We start from the raw sequence: 19,519 nt of genomic DNA, 5'->3' as shown, positions 1-19,519 counted from the left end.
CCGCATATTCACCAGTAAAAAACTGATGAACGTTTTTACTACATTTTATGTAAGCGTTTTATTTGTGTTTCTATCTCTTCTTTTATATTGTTTTAAATTCCTTCTTATATTAATTTCCAAAATTTATATGCATAAAACAAAAACGTACTCGCTTGACGAAACTCTGGGTAAAAGATATAATAGCGTTTGTGTAAAATAAAAAGGCAGCCTTGTAATGTGAGTTTATCGTTTGTATTTTGTTCCTCTACGGAGGTGTATCTCGTAACTCCCTGCTGCTGGAGCGAAGGTACATGAAAACAAAATGCCCGTAAATATCGATTACGTCTGTTTTTATTTTACGTAAATAAAAACATTTTTAAAGGAGGAGTCAACTATGGCTCGTTATACAGGTCCAGCTTGGAAACTGTCTCGTCGTCTTGGAATCTCTCTAAGCGGCACAGGAAAAGAATTAGAAAAACGCCCTTACGCACCAGGTCCTCACGGTCCTAACCAACGTAAGAAACTTTCAGAATACGGTTTACAATTACAAGAGAAACAAAAACTTCGTCACATGTACGGCATGACTGAGCGTCAATTCCGTCGCACATTTGACCAAGCAGGTAAAATGCCTGGTAAGCACGGCGAAAACTTCATGATCCTTCTTGAAGCTCGTCTTGACAACTTAGTTTACCGTATGGGCTTAGCTCGCACTCGTCGTGCAGCTCGCCAATTAGTAAACCACGGTCACATCATGGTTGATGGCGCTCGCGTAGATATCCCATCTTACCGTGTAAAACCTGGTCAAACTATCAGCGTTCGCGAAAAATCTAACAGCCTTGTTGTTGTTAAAGAAGCGATCGAAGTTAACAACTTCGTACCAGAATACTTAACTTTCGATGCTGACAAATTAGAAGCTACTTACACTCGTCACGCTGAGCGTGCTGAGTTACCAGCTGAAATCAACGAAGCATTAATCGTAGAGTTCTACTCTCGTTAATGACAAAAAGCCAATCCTGTGGATTGGCTTTTTTCGTTTATATATAAAATAAAATTATTTATTTTCCTCTTTCTGAACATATACATAAGCATCTTTCTGCTCTTTATGTACATCCACCTTCGAATTCTCTGCAAGCTGACCCGCATTTAGCAAAGAAAAAATAATGAGCGCTTCTAGTGACATTTCGTTTTACCACTCCTTTCTAGTTGTTATACATTTATCATACCGCTTACATGTGATTTCCGTATGAACTCGAAAAGGAGATTACAACAAAAAGGTTACAGGCCTATGAATGCACGCTATAATAACCATTAAATAGGAGGTGGATTCTTTTTGACAATAAACCAAATGGTTCAACTCGGAAGTTCATTTATGCTATTTATTACTTCAGCACTGATGAGTTGGTATCAAGGGAGTAATTTAATAGATAATCCTGATGAATGGAAATATAGCGCTAAGTTTACGAATTACTTCAAAGGCACCGTTTCAAATTACCAAGATATTTATCAAATCGATTTCTTTATATATGCAGCAAAATTTTATCCAACAGCATTTATCGTTATGCTAGTTAGTTTACTTTATATGCTCATATTAATTCTTTATATTCTATTTTCAAAAAAAGATCCGGCGATTTAAATCCATACATAAAAAACCCCCAATCATAAACTTTTCAGCCTATAATTCGGGGTATTATTTGTTTATATTCGTTTCTAATTAGTAACGAATTAAGAAATATTTCTTTTTACCGCGGCGAATGATTGTGAATTTACCCTCGATGCGGTCGTTTTCTGTTACAACGTAGTCTAACGCTTGTGTACGCTCACCGTTTACGTAGATTGCGCCGTTCGTTACATCTTCACGTGCTTGACGTTTTGATGGAGAGATTTTGCTTTCTACAAGTAAGTCGATTAATACTGTATCTTCTGCAGTACGTTCTACAGATGGTACGTCTTTGAATCCTTGCTCGATTTCGCTTGCAGTTAGTTCTGCTACAGAACCGCTGAATAATGCAGCTGAGATTTTAATCGCTTGCTCTAATGCTTCTCCGCCGTGAACAAGTTTTGTCATTTCAGAACCTAATGCTTTTTGTGCTGCACGTTTTTCTGGCGCTTCAGCTACTTGCTTTTCAAGCTCAAGAATTTCTTCATGAGATAAGAATGTGAAGTATTTTAAGTATTTAACAACATCGCGGTCATCTGTGTTAATCCAGAATTGGTAGAACTCGTAAGGAGTTGTTTTCTCTGGGTCTAACCAAATTGCGCCACCTTCTGTTTTACCAAACTTCGTACCGTCAGATTTTGTAACAAGTGGAATTGTTAAACCGAATGCTTTCGCATCTTCCTCTGATTTACGGATTAATTCAAGACCAGCTGTAATGTTACCCCATTGGTCACTACCACCGATTTGCAGACGGCAATTATGGTGTTGGTATAAGTTTAAGAAGTCGTATGATTGTAAAATCATGTAACTGAACTCAGTGAATGAAATACCAGTTTCTAAACGAGATGCTACTGTATCTTTTGCTAACATATAGTTTAAACCGAAGTTTTTACCGATATCGCGTAAGAATGAAATTACATCTAAGTTACCAAGCCAGTCATAGTTGTTAGCCATTGTTGCTGGGTTGTCCACGTTTTCGAACTCTAAGAAGTTTGAAAGTTGGTTTTTAATGCTTTCTGTGTAGTAAGCAACTGTATCTTTCGTATTTAATGTACGCTCTGCTTTTTTACCACTTGGGTCACCGATCATACCAGTACCACCACCAACAAGTGCGATTGGTTGGTGACCAGCTAATTGGAACCGACGTAGCATTAATACTGGTAACATATGACCGATGTGTAAGCTATCTGCTGTCGGATCGAAACCACAGTATAATTTAACGCTTTCTTTTTCTAATAATTGCTCAAGGCCCTCAGCATCTGTTTGCTGATTAATTAGACCGCGAAATTCAAGATCTTGTAAAATACCCATATCCTACATACTCTCCTTTAAGTTCATTACTGGCGTGAAGGTTGAAAACATAAAAAAATCGCCCCTTCAAATAAGGGACGATTTTGATTATCGCGTTACCACCCTAGTTGCAGGCAAAAAAGCCTACCACCTTATTTACATAACGGCTTAGCACCGTCTTTTCCCTTTTGAATACAATTCAATCGAAAAAAGATGCTCTAGGGGCGTAATTCGCGATCATCTATGTGCTGATTTTCACCGACCATCAGCTCTCTAAAACAGGGAAATGATCACTACTTCTCCCTTTCCACGCTCAATTATTCATATACTTTTCTTTATACCATCATTTATATAGGCGTGTCAAATAGAGGTGGAATTTCTCTTCTTTCCAATCCTTTACAACGCCATAAAGAGTATCGTAATAAGAGAAAGAATTGGAACCCCAACTAACAACGATACATGAAACACAACCGATAAATCATTTCCAATGGTCGCCTCCACAGGATCTTTCGCCGGGGAACCAAGAAACCCGATTAATCGATCGAATCGACTTACCGTTTTTGGAAAGTCTGGTATTTCTACATGATCACTATCTAAATGTTGCTTTAACTTATATTCACTCTTAAAGGGATTTTCGCTCAATTTCATCCACCTCCAGCAATTGTTTCAATTTCTTTATTCCATTATGAAGTCTCGATTTCACTGTTCCAATCGGAATGTTTAATATTTCTGCAATTTCTTTTTGCTGCATATCATGATAATAAGAAAGGATTAGGACCGCTCTTTGCTCTTCTGGAACTTTCAAAATTGCTTCTCTTACTGTGAGCCGATCTTCGTGAGAAAATTCTTTTTCCGGAATCGGCACTAAAAATGGCAAAAGCGTACGCCACTTTTTTCTCCTATTCAATTTATTAATCATAAGACGATAACCAATTTGAAATAAATACGTTTTTATTTTACCTTTTTCAATTTCATACATATGTTTCTTACGCTCTAGCGTCAAAAACGTATCTTGCACAAGATCGATACTTAATTGTTCATCTCGGTTAAATCGATATAAAAATGTGTATAGCGCTGGTTTGATTAAAATATATAGTCTTTCTCCCGCTTGTTTATCTCCACTTTGATAAGCAAGCATGAGCTCCTCCTCAATCCCAATCTGCGCCATGATTTTTGATCTCCTTTATTCCTTTTAACGTTAATGAAATACGGGAAATTAAATATGCAATCGCAATAAAAATCCACAATTGTGATTGATTTGTAAAAAATTGCACATATGGGTTTTGAATCGTAAATCCCATTGCAACTAAAATATTTAACGCTTGCACACATATGCATGCATACAACGCAAGGCAGACAGAAATAGTATCAAATACATTCCAGCGAAAATACACTTTTGTTTTTGTAAAATCAATTTTATATCCATTTTTCCGTACTATATGTTTTCTATCAAATGGAATAATTATTGAAAACAGAACACCCATTATAGCTCCAGCTGTAAGCATTGATACTCTATATCCAATTGGTATCGGTAAGAAAAGACCACAAGAAAATACAACTATAATTCCAATTAAAGCAAAAGCAAGAAGTAATTTATTAGACATAAAAAAGCCTCCCTCATCTATTCTTTCACAAATGTATACAGACGAGGAAGACACTTCGTTCAAATATTATTTTAATTTTTTTATAATCTTTGCGGGATTCCCGCCAACTACTACATTATTAGGTACATCTCTCGTTACGACAGCACCAGATGCGATCACCGCATTGTCTCCAATTGTTACACCTGGATTAATAATTGCTCTTCCGCCAATCCATACGTTATCGCCAATTGTAACTGGTTTTCCGTATTCTGATCCGCTTATGCGCTCTACTGGATCAAGCGGGTGTGTTGCTGTATAAATGTGAACACCTGGAGCTAACATACAGTTCACTCCGATTGTTACCGGGCATACGTCTAAAATCGTACAGTCAAAGTTCGCGTAAAAATTTTCGCCAACGTGAATGTTATAACCGTAATCACATCTAAAAGAAGATTCAAGATGAATATTATCTCCTGTCGTTCCAAATAATTCTTTTACGATTTCGCTACGCTCTTTCAATTGCTCTTCTGGCGTATCATTTAATTTTCTCGTTAATATACGTGCTTGCTCTCTTTCTTGTACTAAAACTGGATCAGCCGGTATGTACATTTCTCCTAGTATCATCTTTTCTTTTTCTGTTTTCATCATACTCCCCCCTTTAACTTATATATAAGTTAATAATAACATAAAAAAAGGCCTGAACATTTTTCGTTCAGACCTTCCTCTCTTAATCTTCCATCGTTGATAAGTCACCTGTTGGTAAATTTAACTCCCACGCTTTTAATACGCGGCGCATAATTTTACCACTTCTCGTTTTCGGTAATTTATCTCTAAATTCAATTTGCCTTGGCGCTGCATGAGCTGCTAGGCCTTTCTTTACAAATTGACGAATTTCTTCTTTTAATTCATCAGATGGTTCGTATCCTACTCGAAGTGCGATAAATGCTTTAATAATTTCGCCGCGCACTGGATCAGGAATACCAATTACACCTGCTTCTGCAACAGCAGCATGCTCGATTAATTTACTTTCTACTTCAAACGGACCAACGCGCTCACCTGACGTCATAATTACATCGTCAATACGTCCTTGGAACCAGAAGTATCCATCTTCATCCATATAGGCAGAGTCACCTGATACGTACCAATCTCCCGGCATGAAATAAGATTCATACTTTTGCTGGTTATTCCAGATCCCGCGCATCATAGATGGCCAACCTTTCGCAATTGCTAAGTTACCCATTGTGTATGGAGGAACTTCATTTCCTTCATTATCAACAATCGCTGCTTTCACACCTGGAATTGGTTTACCCATTGAGCCTGGGCGAATTTCCATACAAGGGTAGTTACAAATAACTTGTCCACCTGTTTCTGTCATCCACCACGTATCATGAATACGAAGTCCAAATGCATTCATACCCCAGCGAATTACTTCTGGATTTAACGGCTCACCAACGCTTAATACGTGACGAACTTGTGATAAGTCGTATTTTTTAATTGCGTCTTGTCCAGCTCCCATTAACATACGGAACGCTGTTGGTGCGCTGTACCAAACCGTCACACCGTAATCTTGCAGTGCTTCATACCAAGCTTCTGGACTAAAGCGTCCACCTAAAATAACATTTGACGCTCCAACTAACCACGGTGCGAAAATACCGTAAGCAGTTCCCGTTACCCAGCCCGGGTCAGCTGTGCACCAATATACGTCATCTTCTTTTAAATCTAATACCCATTTCGCCGTTTGATAGTGCTGAACCATTGCATTTTGCGCATGAAGCACACCCTTTGGCTTACCAGTAGAACCAGACGTATAGTGAAGAATTAAACCATCTTCACGGCCTAACCATTCAATATGTAATTCTTTTGAAGCTTGTTCAAATAAAGGATTGAACGCTACCGTTTTACCGCCTTCTTCTACATTATCTCCAACAAGGAAAACTGTTTTTAAAGCAGGTAAATCATTTAATGGTACACGCTCTAATAACTCAGGCGTTGTAATTAACACCTTCGCTTCACTATCTTCTAAACGATCGCGAACCGCACCTTCCATAAATGCTTCAAATAACGGTCCAACAATTGCTCCTAATTTCACTGCACCTAAAAGTGCGAAATATAACTCTGGAGAACGTGGCATAAAAATAAAAACGCGATCGCCTTTTTCTACATCGCCATAATTTTTCAGGACATTCCCTGCTTTATTAGAAAAATCCTTCATTTCCTTAAATGTATATTTCTCTTTTCGCGATCCATCTTGATAATAAAGAGCTACTTTATTCTTTCGATCGGATTTCGCATGCTTATCAATTGCCTCATACGCCATATTTACTCGGCCTGTTTCATTCCAAGTAAAGTTTTTATTAACCTCTTCCCAGTTAAAATTCGCGTATGCCTCATCATAATTCGGCAAATTATTTTCTCCTTTAATGACAGGAAGCGTTTCTACTTTCATACTTTACATCCCCCTCCTATGTATTCTATTATCTATTATAATGATATTATTTAAAATTTTCAGTATATTTGTTGATTTTTAGACAAATTTTTAATGACAAAATTCGATTCACATCGCATATATTATAAAGTACGATATTAATAGATTCACAAACCCTCAAGGTGGTGAGCAATACATTGATTCATAAAAAAATATACAATGCTAGAAACTTAAAAACAGCGAAAGGCACTTTAATTATTGAAGGTCCTGTCTCTACACATAATCTTGAAATGTATGAATTTCATCCAGATTTAGTTGCATTTCGTCCTGCTGAACAGCAATATAAAGCAATTGTCGAAATTTCTAAATTACCAGAAGCTCGACTCATTATTGCTAGACATGACCAAATGATTGTTGGATATGTTACATATTTATATCCTGATCCACTTGAACGATGGTCAGAAGGAAAAATGGAAAACTTAATTGAGCTTGGGGCAATTGAAGTAGTCCCAGCCTTCCGCGGGAGTTCTGTCGGAAAGAACTTACTAGAGGTTTCTATGATGGACGATTATATGGAAGATTACATTATATTGACGACTGAATATTATTGGCACTGGGATTTGAAACAAACAGGATTGAATGTGTGGGAATACCGAAAAGTAATGGAAAAGATGATGAATGCCGGCGGGTTACAATGGATGGCTACAGACGATCCTGAAATTTGTTCACATCCCGCCAACTGTTTAATGGTCCGCATCGGTAAACGCGTTGATACGGATTCTATTCAAGCTTTTGATCGTCTACGTTTTCACAATCGTTTTATGTATTAATAAAGGGGGCAACTGGAATGATTGTAGAAGAAATTATGAATCAAAATGTAGTTACACTACATCCAAACGATACAATCGAAACAGCAATCCGAACGATTCGCACGAAAGGAATTCGGCACATTCCAATTGTCGATCAAAATAATCACGTCGTAGGCATTATTTCTGATCGGGATGTAAGAGATGCAAGTCCGTCTATTCTAGACGAACAAGTTTCACTCGATATGCTACAGCAACCGCTTGAACTTATTATGAAACATCCTGTAATGACTTGCCATCCTCTCGATTTCGTTGAGGAAATTGCTACTTTATTTTTTGAAAATAAAATTGGCTGCCTTCCTGTTACAAAGGCTGGTAAGTTAGTTGGAATCATTTCTGAATCTACAGTATTACACACGTTAGTAAAATTAACAGGAGCACATCAACCAAGTTCGCAAATTGAAATTCAAGTGAAAAACGAACCTGGTATTCTTGGAAAAGTCGTTGCTATTTTTAGTGATTTACAAATAAATATCGTGAGCGTTCTCGTCTACCCAGCAAAAGATGAGAATGATAAAGTACTTGTTTTCCGCATTCAAACGATGAATCCTCTCAAAGTGATTGATGCACTTGAAGCAGAAGGCTATCGCGTATTATGGCCGAACATCATGGGGATGCAAGCATGAGTAGCGCGTTTATTTATTCGGATGACTTTCGGGGCTATTCATTTAGCCCTGATCATCCTTTTAACCAACTGCGCGTCACACTTACGTATGATTTATTACAAAAGGGCGGTTTCATCTCTCCCTCTCAAATCATCTCACCACGGATGGCTACAGATGAAGAGATTGCCTACGTTCATACAGAGGAGTACATAAATGCGGTAAAACGTGCTGGAGAAGGAAATTTAGAAAAATCAATTGCGATGACATATGGACTTGGAACAGAAGATACACCGATGTTTCCAAATATGCACGAAGCAAGCGCATTGCTCGTTGGTGGTACATTAACAGCTGTCGATGCTGTTCTTTCCGGAAAAGTAAAACACGCGCTTAACTTAGGAGGCGGCTTACATCATGGCTTCCGTGGTAAAGCATCTGGCTTTTGTATTTATAACGACAGTTCTATCGCAATGAAGTATATTCAGAAGAAATACGGTTTACGCGTCCTATATATTGATACAGACGCTCATCACGGTGATGGTGTACAGTGGTCATTTTATGATGACCCTAACGTATGCACCATTTCATTACATGAAACTGGTCGCTATTTATTCCCTGGAACTGGTGCTGTAAACGAACGTGGACAAGGTAATGGTTATAGTTATTCTTTTAACGTTCCACTCGATGCTTTTACAGAAGATGAATCGTTCTTAGAATCATATCGAACTGTTGTAAAAGAAGTTGCAGCATACTTTAAACCGGATATTATTTTAACGCAAAATGGTGCTGACGCACATTATTATGACCCACTTACACATCTTTGTGCAACAATGAATATTTACCGCGAAATACCGAAACTCGCTCGTGAAATTGCTAATGAATATTGCGACGGTCGCTGGATCGCTGTCGGCGGTGGTGGCTATGACCATTGGCGCGTCGTTCCAAGAGCTTGGGCACTCATTTGGCTCGAAATGAACAACATCCAAAACATCTCAGGTTATCTCCCTCCAGAATGGATTGAAGCTTGGAAAGGACAAGCAGAAACAGAACTTCCCCTCACATGGGAAGATCCAGACAACATGTATAAACCTATCCCCCGTAAACCAGAAATTGAAGAAAAAAACGCATTAACTGTAGCGAAATCCCTTGAAATCATTCGGAATAATATGACAAAATCTTTGTACTAAACGAAAAGGAGGCTCGTTTTTGAATAGCCTCCTTTTATTTATTGTCGGTTTCTGTCGGTAAGTCGAGATATTTTAATAATCGCTGATATATTTCGAAATGCGCCGATATATTTTCATTTCATAACAGCCTGGCCCAACTTTTATGAGAAAAGGTAGTGATATTATGTGGAAACGACAAATGATCCACACGAAACGTGGTACATTTGAACTCTTTACAAAAGGAGATGGCGAATCGCTTTGTATTACACATCACTATTCACAATTTAATGAAACTGGTGATTACTTTGCGGATGTTTTTACTGCTACGCATCGTGTATTTCTCATTAATTTACGAGATACTGGTCGCTCTGTAACCGCCCAGTCAGAAAACGAATTAAGCATGATTGAAACAATCCACGACTTAGAAGCAATACGAGAAGCATTACAACTTCCAACATGGCATTTCGCTGGTCATTCAACAGGTGGTATGCTTGGACTTTTATATGCGATTACATATCCAAATTCCTTACAATCATTAGTCGTAGCAGGAGCTGCAGCAAGTAACTATACCGAAACACCATTTTGCATTTATCACCCAGCACATCCACAGTTTCAATATATGCAAGAGCTCATCGAAAACTTAAAAAGCCCTCACCTTACAAGCGAAGAATGGAAAGAACTATCTACTAAGAGAACAAAATTATCATTGTATAAACCAGAAAACTACAACTCTTATTTTTGTAAACCAATCAAAAAAACAATGTCCGCTAACCGGATGAACGCTTTCGCCAATGAATATCCGTTATTTGATTTAAGGGAGTATTTACCTTCTATAAAAACAAAAACACTAATTATGTGCGGAAGACACGATGTGCAGTGTCCTATTCAATATTCTATCGAGTTACATGAGGGTATATGCGATTCTACTTTTGTGACATTTGAGGAGAGCAACCATTATCCTTTTTTAGAAGAGGCTACTCAGTTTACTTCTACTACTCAAACATTTTATAAATCGTTAGTACCGTTATTATTAAGAAAACCTAAACACTGACAAAAAGCTCACAGCCTCTATAAGGCTATGAGCTTTTTCAAAAGAAATATTTCACACTAGTAACAACCAAAAGAAGAACAGAAAAAATCACTCAACCTAAATCAATAAATACTGACTTTTTATCTCCTTTTTTAAACTTATCATAAAACTAGAAATTATTTTAATTGCAAAAAAGACCATCATAAATAACCAACCGAAATGATCATTCGTAGAATCTTCATCATAAAACATTTGTATTGCACCAATAATCAATAAGATAAGTACGATATTAGTTCCAATCTTTAAAGCCTTGTTTGATTTATTATCTTTTAATATATCCCCCAACATATAGCACGCTCCTCATGCTCTCCTCTGTTTTGTTTCTCTTTACATTTTAACATAAATTACCTATTCCTTCCTTTTCATTCGAATAACATACAAAAAACCTGCCAATTACTCGGCAGGTTCCCTACACATTAAAACGATAACCAGCTCCCCATACTGTTTCAATATATTGCGGGTGGGCAGGATCTCTTTCAATTTTTTCACGTAGCTTTCTAATGTGGACGACAACAGTGGCTAAATCACCAGCGGAATCTAATCCCCAAATGCGTTCAAATAACTGTTCTTTATTTAATACTTGGTTTGGATGTGTTACAAAGAATGTTAATAAATCAAATTCCTTCGTTGTAAATGCCACTTCTTCATTGTTTATAAAAACTTTCCTCGCTCGTTGATCGATAGAAATTCCGTGAATATATAACGTATCACGTTGCTTACTTACATTTCCTGATAATCTTTCATAACGGGCAATATGTGCTTTTACTCTTGCAACTAATTCGCTTGGACTAAACGGTTTCGTTATATAATCATCCGCTCCTAATCCGAGTCCGCGAATTTTATCTATATCTTCTTTTTTTGCTGAAACAAGTAGAATCGGAATATCTTTTACAGCACGTATTTGTTTACAAATTTCGAATCCGTTCATTTTCGGGAGCATAATATCTAAAATAATTAAATCATAGTCTTCTTGCAGGGCTATTTGTAAACCTATTTCTCCTGAATGCTCTACATCAACTTGGAAATCATTAATTTCTAAATAATCTCGCTGTAATTCTGCAATACTTACTTCATCTTCTATTAATAAAATTCTTTTCAATTTACTCACCACATTCCTCTACTTTTTCCAATGAGAAGAAAATGCTTGTGCCTTTACCAAGCTCGCTTTCCGCCCAAATTTCCCCGCCATGTTCTTCAACAATTTGCTTCGCTATTGCTAAACCAAGTCCACTTCCACCTGTGCTAGAATTTCGCGATTGTTCTGCACGATAAAAACGTTCAAAGATATACGGTAGCGTATCAGATTCTATACCTGATCCATTGTCCATCACTTTCACAATAACTTTATTGTTATCACTCGATACTGTTACAGTAATTTTCTTCTCTTCTTTATCCATGTACTTCACACTATTATGAATTAAATTTGATATAACTCTATTTATCTTTTCGCAATCAGCCGTTACATATAATGGCGATGAATGTAATTGTAAGTTAACTTCTATACCTTCTTCACTTAAATCCATCTGCATCTCTTCTATTAATTCTTGCATAAACGTATTTAATTCAACTGTCTCAAATTGGAATGGAACTCGATTCAAATCGAGCTTTGAAAACAAAAAGAGTTCATCAATGAGTGTGTCCATATGTTTTGCCTTCGTGTGAATTGTCGTTAAATACTTATCCATTTTTTCTGGCGTATTTGCTACCCCGTCCTTTATTCCCTCTACATATCCGATAATAGATGTAATCGGTGTTTTTAAATCATGCGATATGTTTGAAATAAGTTCTTTTCGATTTTCTTCATACTGCGTTTGTACTTCAATCGATTCTTTTAACTTCTTCCTCATTTCCTCAAATCCTTGATTTAATTGACCTATTTCATCGTGCGATGTAACTGGCATTTGAAAATCTAAATTTCCTTCTTTAATTTTCTCTGTTGCGCCTTTCAATACAAAAATTGGTTTTATTACACTTCTTGAAACGAGATAACTTAATAACCCAATAAGTAAAATAGCTAATAGTAAAAGCGATACGAATAAGATTGGAAATAATTTTTGTGTAAGATCTACAAATGAACTTTGCTTTTTTAGTACAAATATACTCCCTTCTTCTTTCTCTGCAAAATAAAAATCAAATTTTACATATCGATAAAATGTATCACCTAGTTCCGTTGTACCACGACTATTAATATTTGCTGCTTCAAATTTCGGAAGGGCTTCTGTTAAAGTCGAACTTTCAAAACCCTTTGTAGCATAAGAAATGTTTTCTCCCTTTCTTACAATTATTTTCACGCCTTCTTTTTCAATTGATGAAACGAACGATTCATCTAATAATTGAGATTGATGTTGCTTTGCCGCTAATTTTAATTCAAGATAGGCATTCTCTTCTTCTGGTGTAAGCGGCTTTTGAATGTAAGAACTTTTATAGAAATTTTTCACTGCTTCCAAGTCACCTGTTATCGAAAAAACAATTAAAAATCCCGCGACTAATATGAGCGTAATAGAAACGAGAATTACAGCAATATAAGAAAATAAAAACCTTGTTTTAATAGACATCATTTACATCCTCACTTTACCCATCCTTCATATTCATAAGCATAAAAATATATGTTCAAATACTCAAGCGATTTTATAGTAATTTTAGCGTCAGTTTATAAAAATTTAATGTTCCTATTTTACAGTTGAAATTAGGAGGTTGAAATTCCATGTTCAAAAAAACATTCAGTATGATATGTTGCGTAATTTTTTTACAAGGATGCTCGCAAGAACAAGAAGTAAAAAAGGAGATGACAAACATGGAGACTGCACTACTAGCAGCTACTGAAAAAAATGAAACGAATACTGTTATATCTTTACTAAAACAAGGCGCAAATATAAATGCGACGGATAATCAAGGACGCACTCCGCTTATGATTGCTACATACAAAAATGATGTAAAAACCGCAAAAGCGCTTATCGAATCTGGTGCTGATGTAAATATCCAAGATGACATGAAAAACAATCCCTTTCTATACGCCGGTGCGGAAGGTTACTTAGACATTTTAAAGCTAACAATTGATGCTGGTGCAGATCCTACGATTACAAATCGTTACGGTGGAACAGCTCTTATCCCAGCCTCAGAACATGGCTATATTGAAGTTATAAAAGAACTCCTCACTCGAACAAATATTGATGTAAATCATGTAAATAACCTCGGATGGACAGCTTTAATGGAAGCCATCGTACTAAATAACGGAAACGAAACACAGCAACAAGTCATTCGCCTTCTTATTGAGCACGGTGCAGATGTAAATATTCCAGACCATGATGGTGTTACCCCGTTAGAGCATGCTCGCGCTCATCACTTTGAAGAGATAGAGAAGATTTTGTTAGAAGGACGTAAGTAAAAAGCTAATTTTTGCCTTCCTCCCCCACCCTATGCTACATTTAAGCCGTTACATTAATATTAATAGGGTGGGAATAAAAATGAACAAACCTAAAATTGGGATGATTGGACTTGGAAGTATTGCGCAAAAGGCCTATCTTCCAACACTTACAAAAGAAACTGATTGGAATTTTGTAGGGGCGTTTACACCTAACGCAGAAAAAAGAAAACAAGTTTGCCAGCAATACCGGATTCAAGACTTTCATTCTATTGAAATGTTAGCTTCGGAATGCGATGCAATCTTCGTGCATAGTTCAACTGCATCACATTATGAAATCGTTTCTGAACTTCTGAAAAAAGGGATCGACGTTTATGTTGATAAGCCGCTAGCAGCTACAGTGGAACAAGCTGAGCAACTAGTCGAGTTGAGCGAGAAATATAACCGAAAATTAATGGTCGGATTTAATCGCAGATTCGTTCCTATGTATGTCGCTGCCAAAGAACAGGCTAATGATATTTCATGGATTCGAATTGAAAAGCATCGCACAAATAAAGTCGGGCCATATACGTACGATTTCACTATGTTAGATGATTATTTACACATTGTAGATACAGCTCGCTGGTTAGCTAATAATGACCTTAACGTCGTTCACAATATGATGCAAATCAATGAAAAGAATGAACTTCTTTACGGACATCATACATATACAACTCCAAGTGGACTGTTACTTTCTACTGCAATGCATCGCCATGCCGGTACAAATTTAGAACAAATTGAACTTGTAACGCCAGGGAAAATCATTCGCGTAAAAAATATGAACACATTTGAAATTGAACAGGAAAACTCAGTTTCACAAAGCGGTTCCCCATCATGGGATACAACGTTAAAACAACGTGGTTTTGAAGATGCTGTTCATCATTTTATTGAATGTGTACAAGGAGATACAAAGCCTGTTGTAGATGGATTAGAAGGATTAAAAACGCAGCAAATGCTACAATCTTTACTAGATGATGTAAACAAAAATTAAAACGGATACATTTTTCAGAATTTACTTTCATTCCCATTTCCTCTTTATTTCTCTCGTAAATTTCTATAGAATATGTTGATAGGAATTATAAATTTCATAATGAATCGTGGAAAGGATGGGATTAACACATGTGGAACGAGTTTAAAAAATTCGCATTCAAAGGTAATGTAATCGATTTAGCTGTCGGGGTTGTAATCGGTGCTGCATTCGGTAAAATCGTTAGTTCTTTAGTAAAAGATATCATCACACCATTACTTGGTATGGTATTAGGTGGCGTTGACTTTACAGATTTAAAAATTACATTCGGTAAATCATCTATTATGTATGGTAACTTCATCCAAACTATTTTTGATTTCTTAATTATTGCAGCTGCTATCTTTATGTTTGTTAAAGTTTTCAACAAACTAACATCTAAAAGAGAAGAAGAAAAAGAGGAAGGACTTCCAGAACCAACAAAAGAAGAAGAACTTCTTGGCGAAATTCGCGACTTACTAAAACAGCAAAACTCTTCTAAAGATAGAGCATAATTGAACGGATAAAAAGGCATGTCCCTCGGGACATGCCTTTTCTATATGTTATAACGTTTCCGAATTCATATGAATAAATAAAATAATACCAGCAACCATAAGTACCATAATGCTACCTGCAAATAGTGTAATACCAATAAACATTAAACTTGTGCTCATATCTACTGATACACTTTCAATAAAAATAGAAATTACATACGTGATAAGGGCAATTCCTGCAAGAATACTTCCTGGAACAAATCGCTTTAAGCCATTTTGTTTTAACGTCATATATGCAAAAATAGCAGTCATACAAAGCGTAATTATCCAAAGAACGATCATCTCTTCTCCCCCCTCACAAGCCTTTTCTTTCTATTATACATGACATTGCCCTATAATAGGTAAATTTGCACTTATGTGACATATAACAAGGAATCATACAATTTATAGAGAAATCTTCTAAATAAGCTATAAACTATGGAGAATTTCAATTGGAAGATGATATTGTAGGATATTTTAAACAAGTAGAGCGATTCGATTAAATTACAATTGACTTAGACAAAGATGAAACCATTATTACTGGCCATGTGAAACAATATGATCCTTCTAGATTAGAACAGTTAATACAAAGTTTTAAAACGCACTGCCCAAACATGCCTTGAACATAATTTACGAAGCGCTGAAGAACTTTTTGCATTTTGGAAAAGAAATTGACCACTAGGAAAATATGGATATTTTTCATATAAATCGATATAATTACCATATACAAATATTCTTTGTAAGGGAGTGTTCATAATGATTTGGATTTCACTAATCGTATTAGCTTATTTCATCATTCTCGTCCCAATACAGTACAACTACATTAAAATGCTCAAAGAAAAACAGAAAAAAATGAATGTCTCACAAAACGAACTATATGACAACATGTCTTATGAAGAATCCCAAGTGCATTACCATTATCAAAGTAACTTATTTACAATACCTGCTTCGCTTGTCGCAAGTATTATTTATAAAGTGAAACATGCAGCATAATGTGTACGCTGTAAAATTATTGTTTGAGTCTGTTCATGCTGGTGAGCCTGATCCTACGAAAATTGATGAGCATTATGAAGAGAATCACGATACACTTTTTGAAGAAAGTATTATTCTTGTTAAAGCAAACAGTTTAGAAGAAGCTCATGAACTAGGTGAAAATATAGCTATACAATCGGAGCACACATACGATAATATGTATGATGAGCAAATCACATGGACGTTCCGAAAAGTGTTACATGTGTTTGAATTAGACGATACGCCATTTGAAACTGGAAAAGAATTGTACGCAAGATTTTTACACGTTAAGAAAAATGAAACTGTAGATACAGTAATTGAAAAATATTATCCTGAATATGAATAAAAGCTCACAGCAATCGCTGTGAGCTTTTTTATACTTACTTCGTTGAATCTCTAAATTGGATACGGTGAGGTAAGATAACAGTGTGATCTTCCACTTTTTCTTTGTTCATATACTTTGTTAATAGACGCATTGCTACTGCACCGATATCATACATCGGTTGTACAACTGTTGAAAGTTGCGGACGAACCATTAATGCAAGGCGTGTATTATCAAAACCAAGTACTTCTACGTCAGTTGGTACGTTTAATCCAGCGTCTTGTGCTGCGTGGATTACACCTAGTGCCATTTCATCAGACGATACGAAGATTGCTGTTGGCTTTTCATCATTGCTCCAAAGCTTTTCGAATGCTTCGATACCTGAGTCATATGTGTAATCTCCATCGATTACAAGATTTTCATCATATGAAATACCTTCTTCTTCTAAAGCTTTTTTATAACCTTGTAACTTCTTCGCGCTTCCCGCTTTATCAATGAATGGACCAGAGACGAAACCGATACGCTTATGTCCTTGCTCAATAAAGTGCTTCATTGCATCATAAGCTGCTTGTGTATAATCAATATTTACTGATGGCGTTTCATTTTGCTCATCGAATGACGCTGCTAATACAATTGGTACTGGAGATTTTTTAAATTCTTCAATGTGAATGTCTGTAATATCTTCACCCATGAAAACAATTCCGTCCACTTGCTTTCCAAGCATCGTATTTAATAAATGGAACTCTTTCTCTTTGTTTTGGTCAGAGTTACTTAAAATGATGTTATATTTGTACATTGTTGCGATATCTTCAATTCCACGTGCAAGTTCTGCATAAAACGTATTTGAGATATCAGGAATAATAACACCTACTGTAGTTGTCTTCTTACTTGCTAGTCCACGTGCTACCGCATTTGGGCGGTACCCTAAACGATCAATTGCTTCTAATACTTTCTTTCTTGTTGTAGGCTTTACATTTGGGTTACCGTTCACAACGCGTGATACGGTAGCCATTGAAACGTTCGCTTCGCGCGCTACATCATAGATTGTTACGTTCATCTCATCGCACACTCCTTCTATTTTTGTTATCTATTTTTATGTATCGGTTACTTGAATGAAAAAAAGACATCAACTCTATTTGCAGATGCCACCAATCGTCCCGAGTTCTTCCTTTTACTAATGATACGATAAAAACGCAGGCTCATACAATATTTTCCCGCAAAAGTTTCGAAAAAATTCGCTTCTTTTCTCGTATTTTCGTATTTTTTATGAAAAAAGAGCATTTTTTGTAAAAAAATAGATGTTTCCTAAGTAGAAATCTTATTTTAAGCAGTACGATAGTAAATGAAATTTATATCGACGATTTTTCGAATATATGAACCGTAACTCGAAATATATCAGCGATTTTCCAAATATATCTACCACAACTCTAATTATATCAGCGATTTTTTAAATATATCAACTTACCAACAAAAATCGACAATGACAGTCTCTATACAGATGCCCCAAAACGCCTTATTGGAACAGCTCATTAAAAGTTTTTATAATTTACTTCCAAATGATTTTAATTCATTCATAAAATCATTGAACTGCGGAATATTCATTTGCTGCGCTTCATCTGATAAAGCTACAGCGGGATTTGGATGTACTTCAGCCATAATTGCGTCTGCACCAATTGCCATCGCTGCTTTTGCAGTTGATAAGAGAAGGTCACGTCGCCCTGTAGAATGCGTTACATCGACAACAACAGGTAAATGTGTTTCTTTCTTTAAAATCGGTACAGCGGAAATATCAAGCGTCTTACGCGTCACTCTTTCATACGTGCGAATACCTCGTTCACATAAAATAATGTTCCCATTTCCCTTTGCCATAATATATTCTGCCGCATTAATGAATTCTTCAATCGTTGCTGATAGACCACGTTTTAATAATACTGGTTTATTTACAGCACGAGCTGCCCTTAGCAAATCAAAGTTTTGCATATTGTGAGTGCCAATTTGAATAACATCAACGTAATCTAATGACATCTCAATATCATTTGGATTTAAAATTTCACTAATAACAGCCAAATCATATTTATCTGCTACTTGGCGTAAAATTTGTAATCCTGCTAATCCAAGACCTTGAAAATCATACGGTGAAGTATGTGGCTTGAAAGCACCACCACGCATTAATTTCAACAATCGTATCTTCTATTTTTTCTTACAAGACACAAGTAGTGCTTTACGATGATCCTCTTCTTGTAACTCTAAACCAACTTGAAAAATTTGTTTGAAAATATGTTGTAAAGTCGAAGTTTCAAATGGACCATTATTATTCTCTACAATTAAATCCAGCATATTTCTTTCACGTACAGGATCAAAACGTTTCACACCTTATACTTCTTTTAAAGTACCAACTTCTCGTACGAGACGACCTCTTTCGTTTAATAACTCTAATATTTGTAAATTAAGTTGATCAATTTCAGAACTTAAACGACCTAATTGTTGTGATGCCATAAAAAAGCCACATCTTTCAAATTCCTATATATTACTTTTTTAAGATAACTTATTATAGTTGATACATATACGATTGTCACACGATATACAGCAATG

General features: G+C 36.2%; 22 protein-coding genes, 2 pseudogenes and 1 other annotated feature. Of the genes and pseudogenes, 11 read left to right on the top strand and 13 right to left on the bottom strand.

Annotation, left to right across the window (positions count from 1 at the left end; genetic code table 11):
• The first annotated feature begins 373 nt into the window (after nucleotides 1-373).
• Nucleotides 374-976, top strand: coding sequence for a 30S ribosomal protein S4 (gene rpsD, locus H6481_RS12510; RefSeq protein ID WP_000135315.1), 603 nt, complete (start codon nucleotides 374-376; stop codon nucleotides 974-976).
• 54 nt (nucleotides 977-1,030) lie between these two features.
• Here the strand turns inward: rpsD and H6481_RS12505 are convergent, their stop codons facing one another.
• Complete coding sequence (locus H6481_RS12505; RefSeq protein ID WP_000050944.1) at nucleotides 1,031-1,159, bottom strand: hypothetical protein; 129 nt, start codon at nucleotides 1,157-1,159, stop codon at nucleotides 1,031-1,033.
• A 165-nt stretch (nucleotides 1,160-1,324) separates the two neighbouring features.
• On the opposite strand from H6481_RS12505, the gene H6481_RS12500 reads away from it, so the two are divergent.
• Complete coding sequence (locus H6481_RS12500; protein ID WP_002198228.1) at nucleotides 1,325-1,612, top strand: YjdJ family protein; 288 nt, start codon at nucleotides 1,325-1,327, stop codon at nucleotides 1,610-1,612.
• 78 nt (nucleotides 1,613-1,690) lie between these two features.
• Here H6481_RS12500 and tyrS read toward each other — a convergent pair whose 3' ends face one another.
• The 6 genes from tyrS to acsA all read right to left on the bottom strand — a co-directional run bounded on the left by tyrS (nucleotide 1,691) and on the right by acsA (nucleotide 6,955).
• Entirely contained in the window at nucleotides 1,691-2,947 is a 1,257-nt protein-coding gene (tyrS, locus tag H6481_RS12495) for a tyrosine--tRNA ligase (RefSeq protein ID WP_182811908.1), read from the bottom strand.
• Nucleotides 2,948-3,017: 70 nt separating this feature from the next.
• Nucleotides 3,018-3,245: a binding site (T-box leader), on the bottom strand.
• 77 nt (nucleotides 3,246-3,322) lie between these two features.
• On the bottom strand, nucleotides 3,323-3,568 hold the full coding sequence (locus tag H6481_RS12490; protein WP_001293782.1) for a hypothetical protein: 246 nt from the start codon (nucleotides 3,566-3,568) through the stop codon (nucleotides 3,323-3,325).
• A complete protein-coding gene (locus H6481_RS12485; RefSeq protein WP_000057198.1) occupies nucleotides 3,549-4,094 on the bottom strand; it encodes a sigma-70 family RNA polymerase sigma factor in 546 nt (181 codons plus the stop codon). Before H6481_RS12485 ends, H6481_RS12490 begins: the two co-directional genes overlap by 20 nt.
• The gene (locus H6481_RS12480; protein ID WP_000066427.1) at nucleotides 4,075-4,530 is read right to left on the bottom strand and encodes a hypothetical protein; all 456 of its coding nucleotides are present in this window, start codon (nucleotides 4,528-4,530) and stop codon (nucleotides 4,075-4,077) included. The genes H6481_RS12485 and H6481_RS12480 overlap by 20 nt, the downstream gene beginning before the upstream one ends.
• Nucleotides 4,531-4,596: 66 nt before the next feature.
• Nucleotides 4,597-5,157, bottom strand: coding sequence for a maltose acetyltransferase domain-containing protein (locus tag H6481_RS12475; protein WP_043924715.1), 561 nt, complete (start codon nucleotides 5,155-5,157; stop codon nucleotides 4,597-4,599).
• Between the two features lie 79 nt (nucleotides 5,158-5,236).
• Nucleotides 5,237-6,955, bottom strand: a complete 1,719-nt coding sequence (acsA, locus tag H6481_RS12470; RefSeq protein ID WP_182811906.1) for an acetate--CoA ligase — start codon at nucleotides 6,953-6,955, stop codon at nucleotides 5,237-5,239.
• 176 nt (nucleotides 6,956-7,131) lie between these two features.
• On the opposite strand from acsA, the gene acuA reads away from it, so the two are divergent.
• From acuA to H6481_RS12450, 4 genes are all read left to right on the top strand, one after another.
• On the top strand, nucleotides 7,132-7,764 hold the full coding sequence (gene acuA, locus H6481_RS12465; protein WP_000581393.1) for an acetoin utilization protein acetyltransferase AcuA: 633 nt from the start codon (nucleotides 7,132-7,134) through the stop codon (nucleotides 7,762-7,764).
• A 17-nt stretch (nucleotides 7,765-7,781) separates the two neighbouring features.
• Nucleotides 7,782-8,426 carry an acetoin utilization AcuB family protein gene (locus tag H6481_RS12460; protein ID WP_000634583.1) on the top strand — a complete coding sequence of 215 codons (645 nt, stop codon included), beginning with the start codon at nucleotides 7,782-7,784 and terminating at the stop codon, nucleotides 8,424-8,426.
• Nucleotides 8,423-9,589 carry an acetoin utilization protein AcuC gene (acuC, locus tag H6481_RS12455; RefSeq protein WP_000092829.1) on the top strand — a complete coding sequence of 389 codons (1,167 nt, stop codon included), beginning with the start codon at nucleotides 8,423-8,425 and terminating at the stop codon, nucleotides 9,587-9,589. Before H6481_RS12460 ends, acuC begins: the two co-directional genes overlap by 4 nt.
• A 163-nt stretch (nucleotides 9,590-9,752) precedes the next feature.
• Complete coding sequence (locus tag H6481_RS12450; RefSeq protein WP_182811903.1) at nucleotides 9,753-10,619, top strand: alpha/beta hydrolase; 867 nt, start codon at nucleotides 9,753-9,755, stop codon at nucleotides 10,617-10,619.
• A 91-nt stretch (nucleotides 10,620-10,710) separates the two neighbouring features.
• Here H6481_RS12450 and H6481_RS12445 read toward each other — a convergent pair.
• From H6481_RS12445 to H6481_RS12435, 3 genes and pseudogenes are all read right to left on the bottom strand, one after another.
• Nucleotides 10,711-10,943: pseudogene (locus H6481_RS12445) on the bottom strand (hypothetical protein).
• Between the two features lie 124 nt (nucleotides 10,944-11,067).
• Nucleotides 11,068-11,757: a response regulator transcription factor gene (locus H6481_RS12440; protein ID WP_078400720.1), complete on the bottom strand. Its 690-nt coding sequence runs from the start codon at nucleotides 11,755-11,757 to the stop codon at nucleotides 11,068-11,070.
• Between the two features lies 1 nt (nucleotide 11,758).
• Nucleotides 11,759-13,213 carry a HAMP domain-containing sensor histidine kinase gene (locus H6481_RS12435; protein WP_000023857.1) on the bottom strand — a complete coding sequence of 485 codons (1,455 nt, stop codon included), beginning with the start codon at nucleotides 13,211-13,213 and terminating at the stop codon, nucleotides 11,759-11,761.
• 149 nt (nucleotides 13,214-13,362) lie between these two features.
• Between H6481_RS12435 and H6481_RS12430 the strand changes: the two genes are divergently transcribed.
• The 3 genes from H6481_RS12430 to mscL all read left to right on the top strand — a co-directional run bounded on the left by H6481_RS12430 (nucleotide 13,363) and on the right by mscL (nucleotide 15,576).
• Nucleotides 13,363-14,043 carry an ankyrin repeat domain-containing protein gene (locus H6481_RS12430; RefSeq protein WP_053563542.1) on the top strand — a complete coding sequence of 227 codons (681 nt, stop codon included), beginning with the start codon at nucleotides 13,363-13,365 and terminating at the stop codon, nucleotides 14,041-14,043.
• A gap of 79 nt (nucleotides 14,044-14,122) precedes the next feature.
• Nucleotides 14,123-15,049 (top strand): Gfo/Idh/MocA family oxidoreductase, encoded by a 927-nt coding sequence (locus tag H6481_RS12425; protein ID WP_078400679.1) that lies wholly within the window; start codon nucleotides 14,123-14,125, stop codon nucleotides 15,047-15,049.
• A gap of 128 nt (nucleotides 15,050-15,177) precedes the next feature.
• Entirely contained in the window at nucleotides 15,178-15,576 is a 399-nt protein-coding gene (mscL, locus tag H6481_RS12420; RefSeq protein ID WP_182811900.1) for a large-conductance mechanosensitive channel protein MscL, read from the top strand.
• Nucleotides 15,577-15,624: 48 nt separating this feature from the next.
• Here the strand turns inward: mscL and H6481_RS12415 are convergent, their stop codons facing one another.
• Nucleotides 15,625-15,897, bottom strand: coding sequence for a DUF3917 domain-containing protein (locus H6481_RS12415; RefSeq protein WP_000636589.1), 273 nt, complete (start codon nucleotides 15,895-15,897; stop codon nucleotides 15,625-15,627).
• A 453-nt stretch (nucleotides 15,898-16,350) separates the two neighbouring features.
• Here H6481_RS12415 and H6481_RS12410 point away from each other — a divergent pair, with 453 nt between their 5' ends.
• Nucleotides 16,351-16,587, top strand: a complete 237-nt coding sequence (locus tag H6481_RS12410) for a DUF3949 domain-containing protein (protein ID WP_000637898.1) — start codon at nucleotides 16,351-16,353, stop codon at nucleotides 16,585-16,587.
• Between the two features lies 1 nt (nucleotide 16,588).
• The gene (locus tag H6481_RS12405; RefSeq protein ID WP_003271799.1) at nucleotides 16,589-16,951 is read left to right on the top strand and encodes a DUF4288 domain-containing protein; all 363 of its coding nucleotides are present in this window, start codon (nucleotides 16,589-16,591) and stop codon (nucleotides 16,949-16,951) included.
• Nucleotides 16,952-16,985: 34 nt separating this feature from the next.
• Here the strand turns inward: H6481_RS12405 and ccpA are convergent, their stop codons facing one another.
• Nucleotides 16,986-17,984 (bottom strand): catabolite control protein A, encoded by a 999-nt coding sequence (ccpA, locus tag H6481_RS12400; RefSeq protein ID WP_001103303.1) that lies wholly within the window; start codon nucleotides 17,982-17,984, stop codon nucleotides 16,986-16,988.
• Nucleotides 17,985-18,466: 482 nt separating this feature from the next.
• Nucleotides 18,467-19,423 (bottom strand): annotated as a pseudogene (locus H6481_RS12395) (bifunctional 3-deoxy-7-phosphoheptulonate synthase/chorismate mutase).
• Nucleotides 19,424-19,519 lie beyond the last annotated feature (96 nt).

The organism is Bacillus sp. ME78 (genome assembly GCF_903970865.1).
In the GTDB taxonomy this organism is placed as follows: Bacteria; Bacillota; Bacilli; order Bacillales; family Bacillaceae_G; genus Bacillus_A; species Bacillus_A cereus.
Note: the sequence above shows the minus strand (reverse complement) of the source record. Positions and strands in the feature narration are given on the sequence as shown.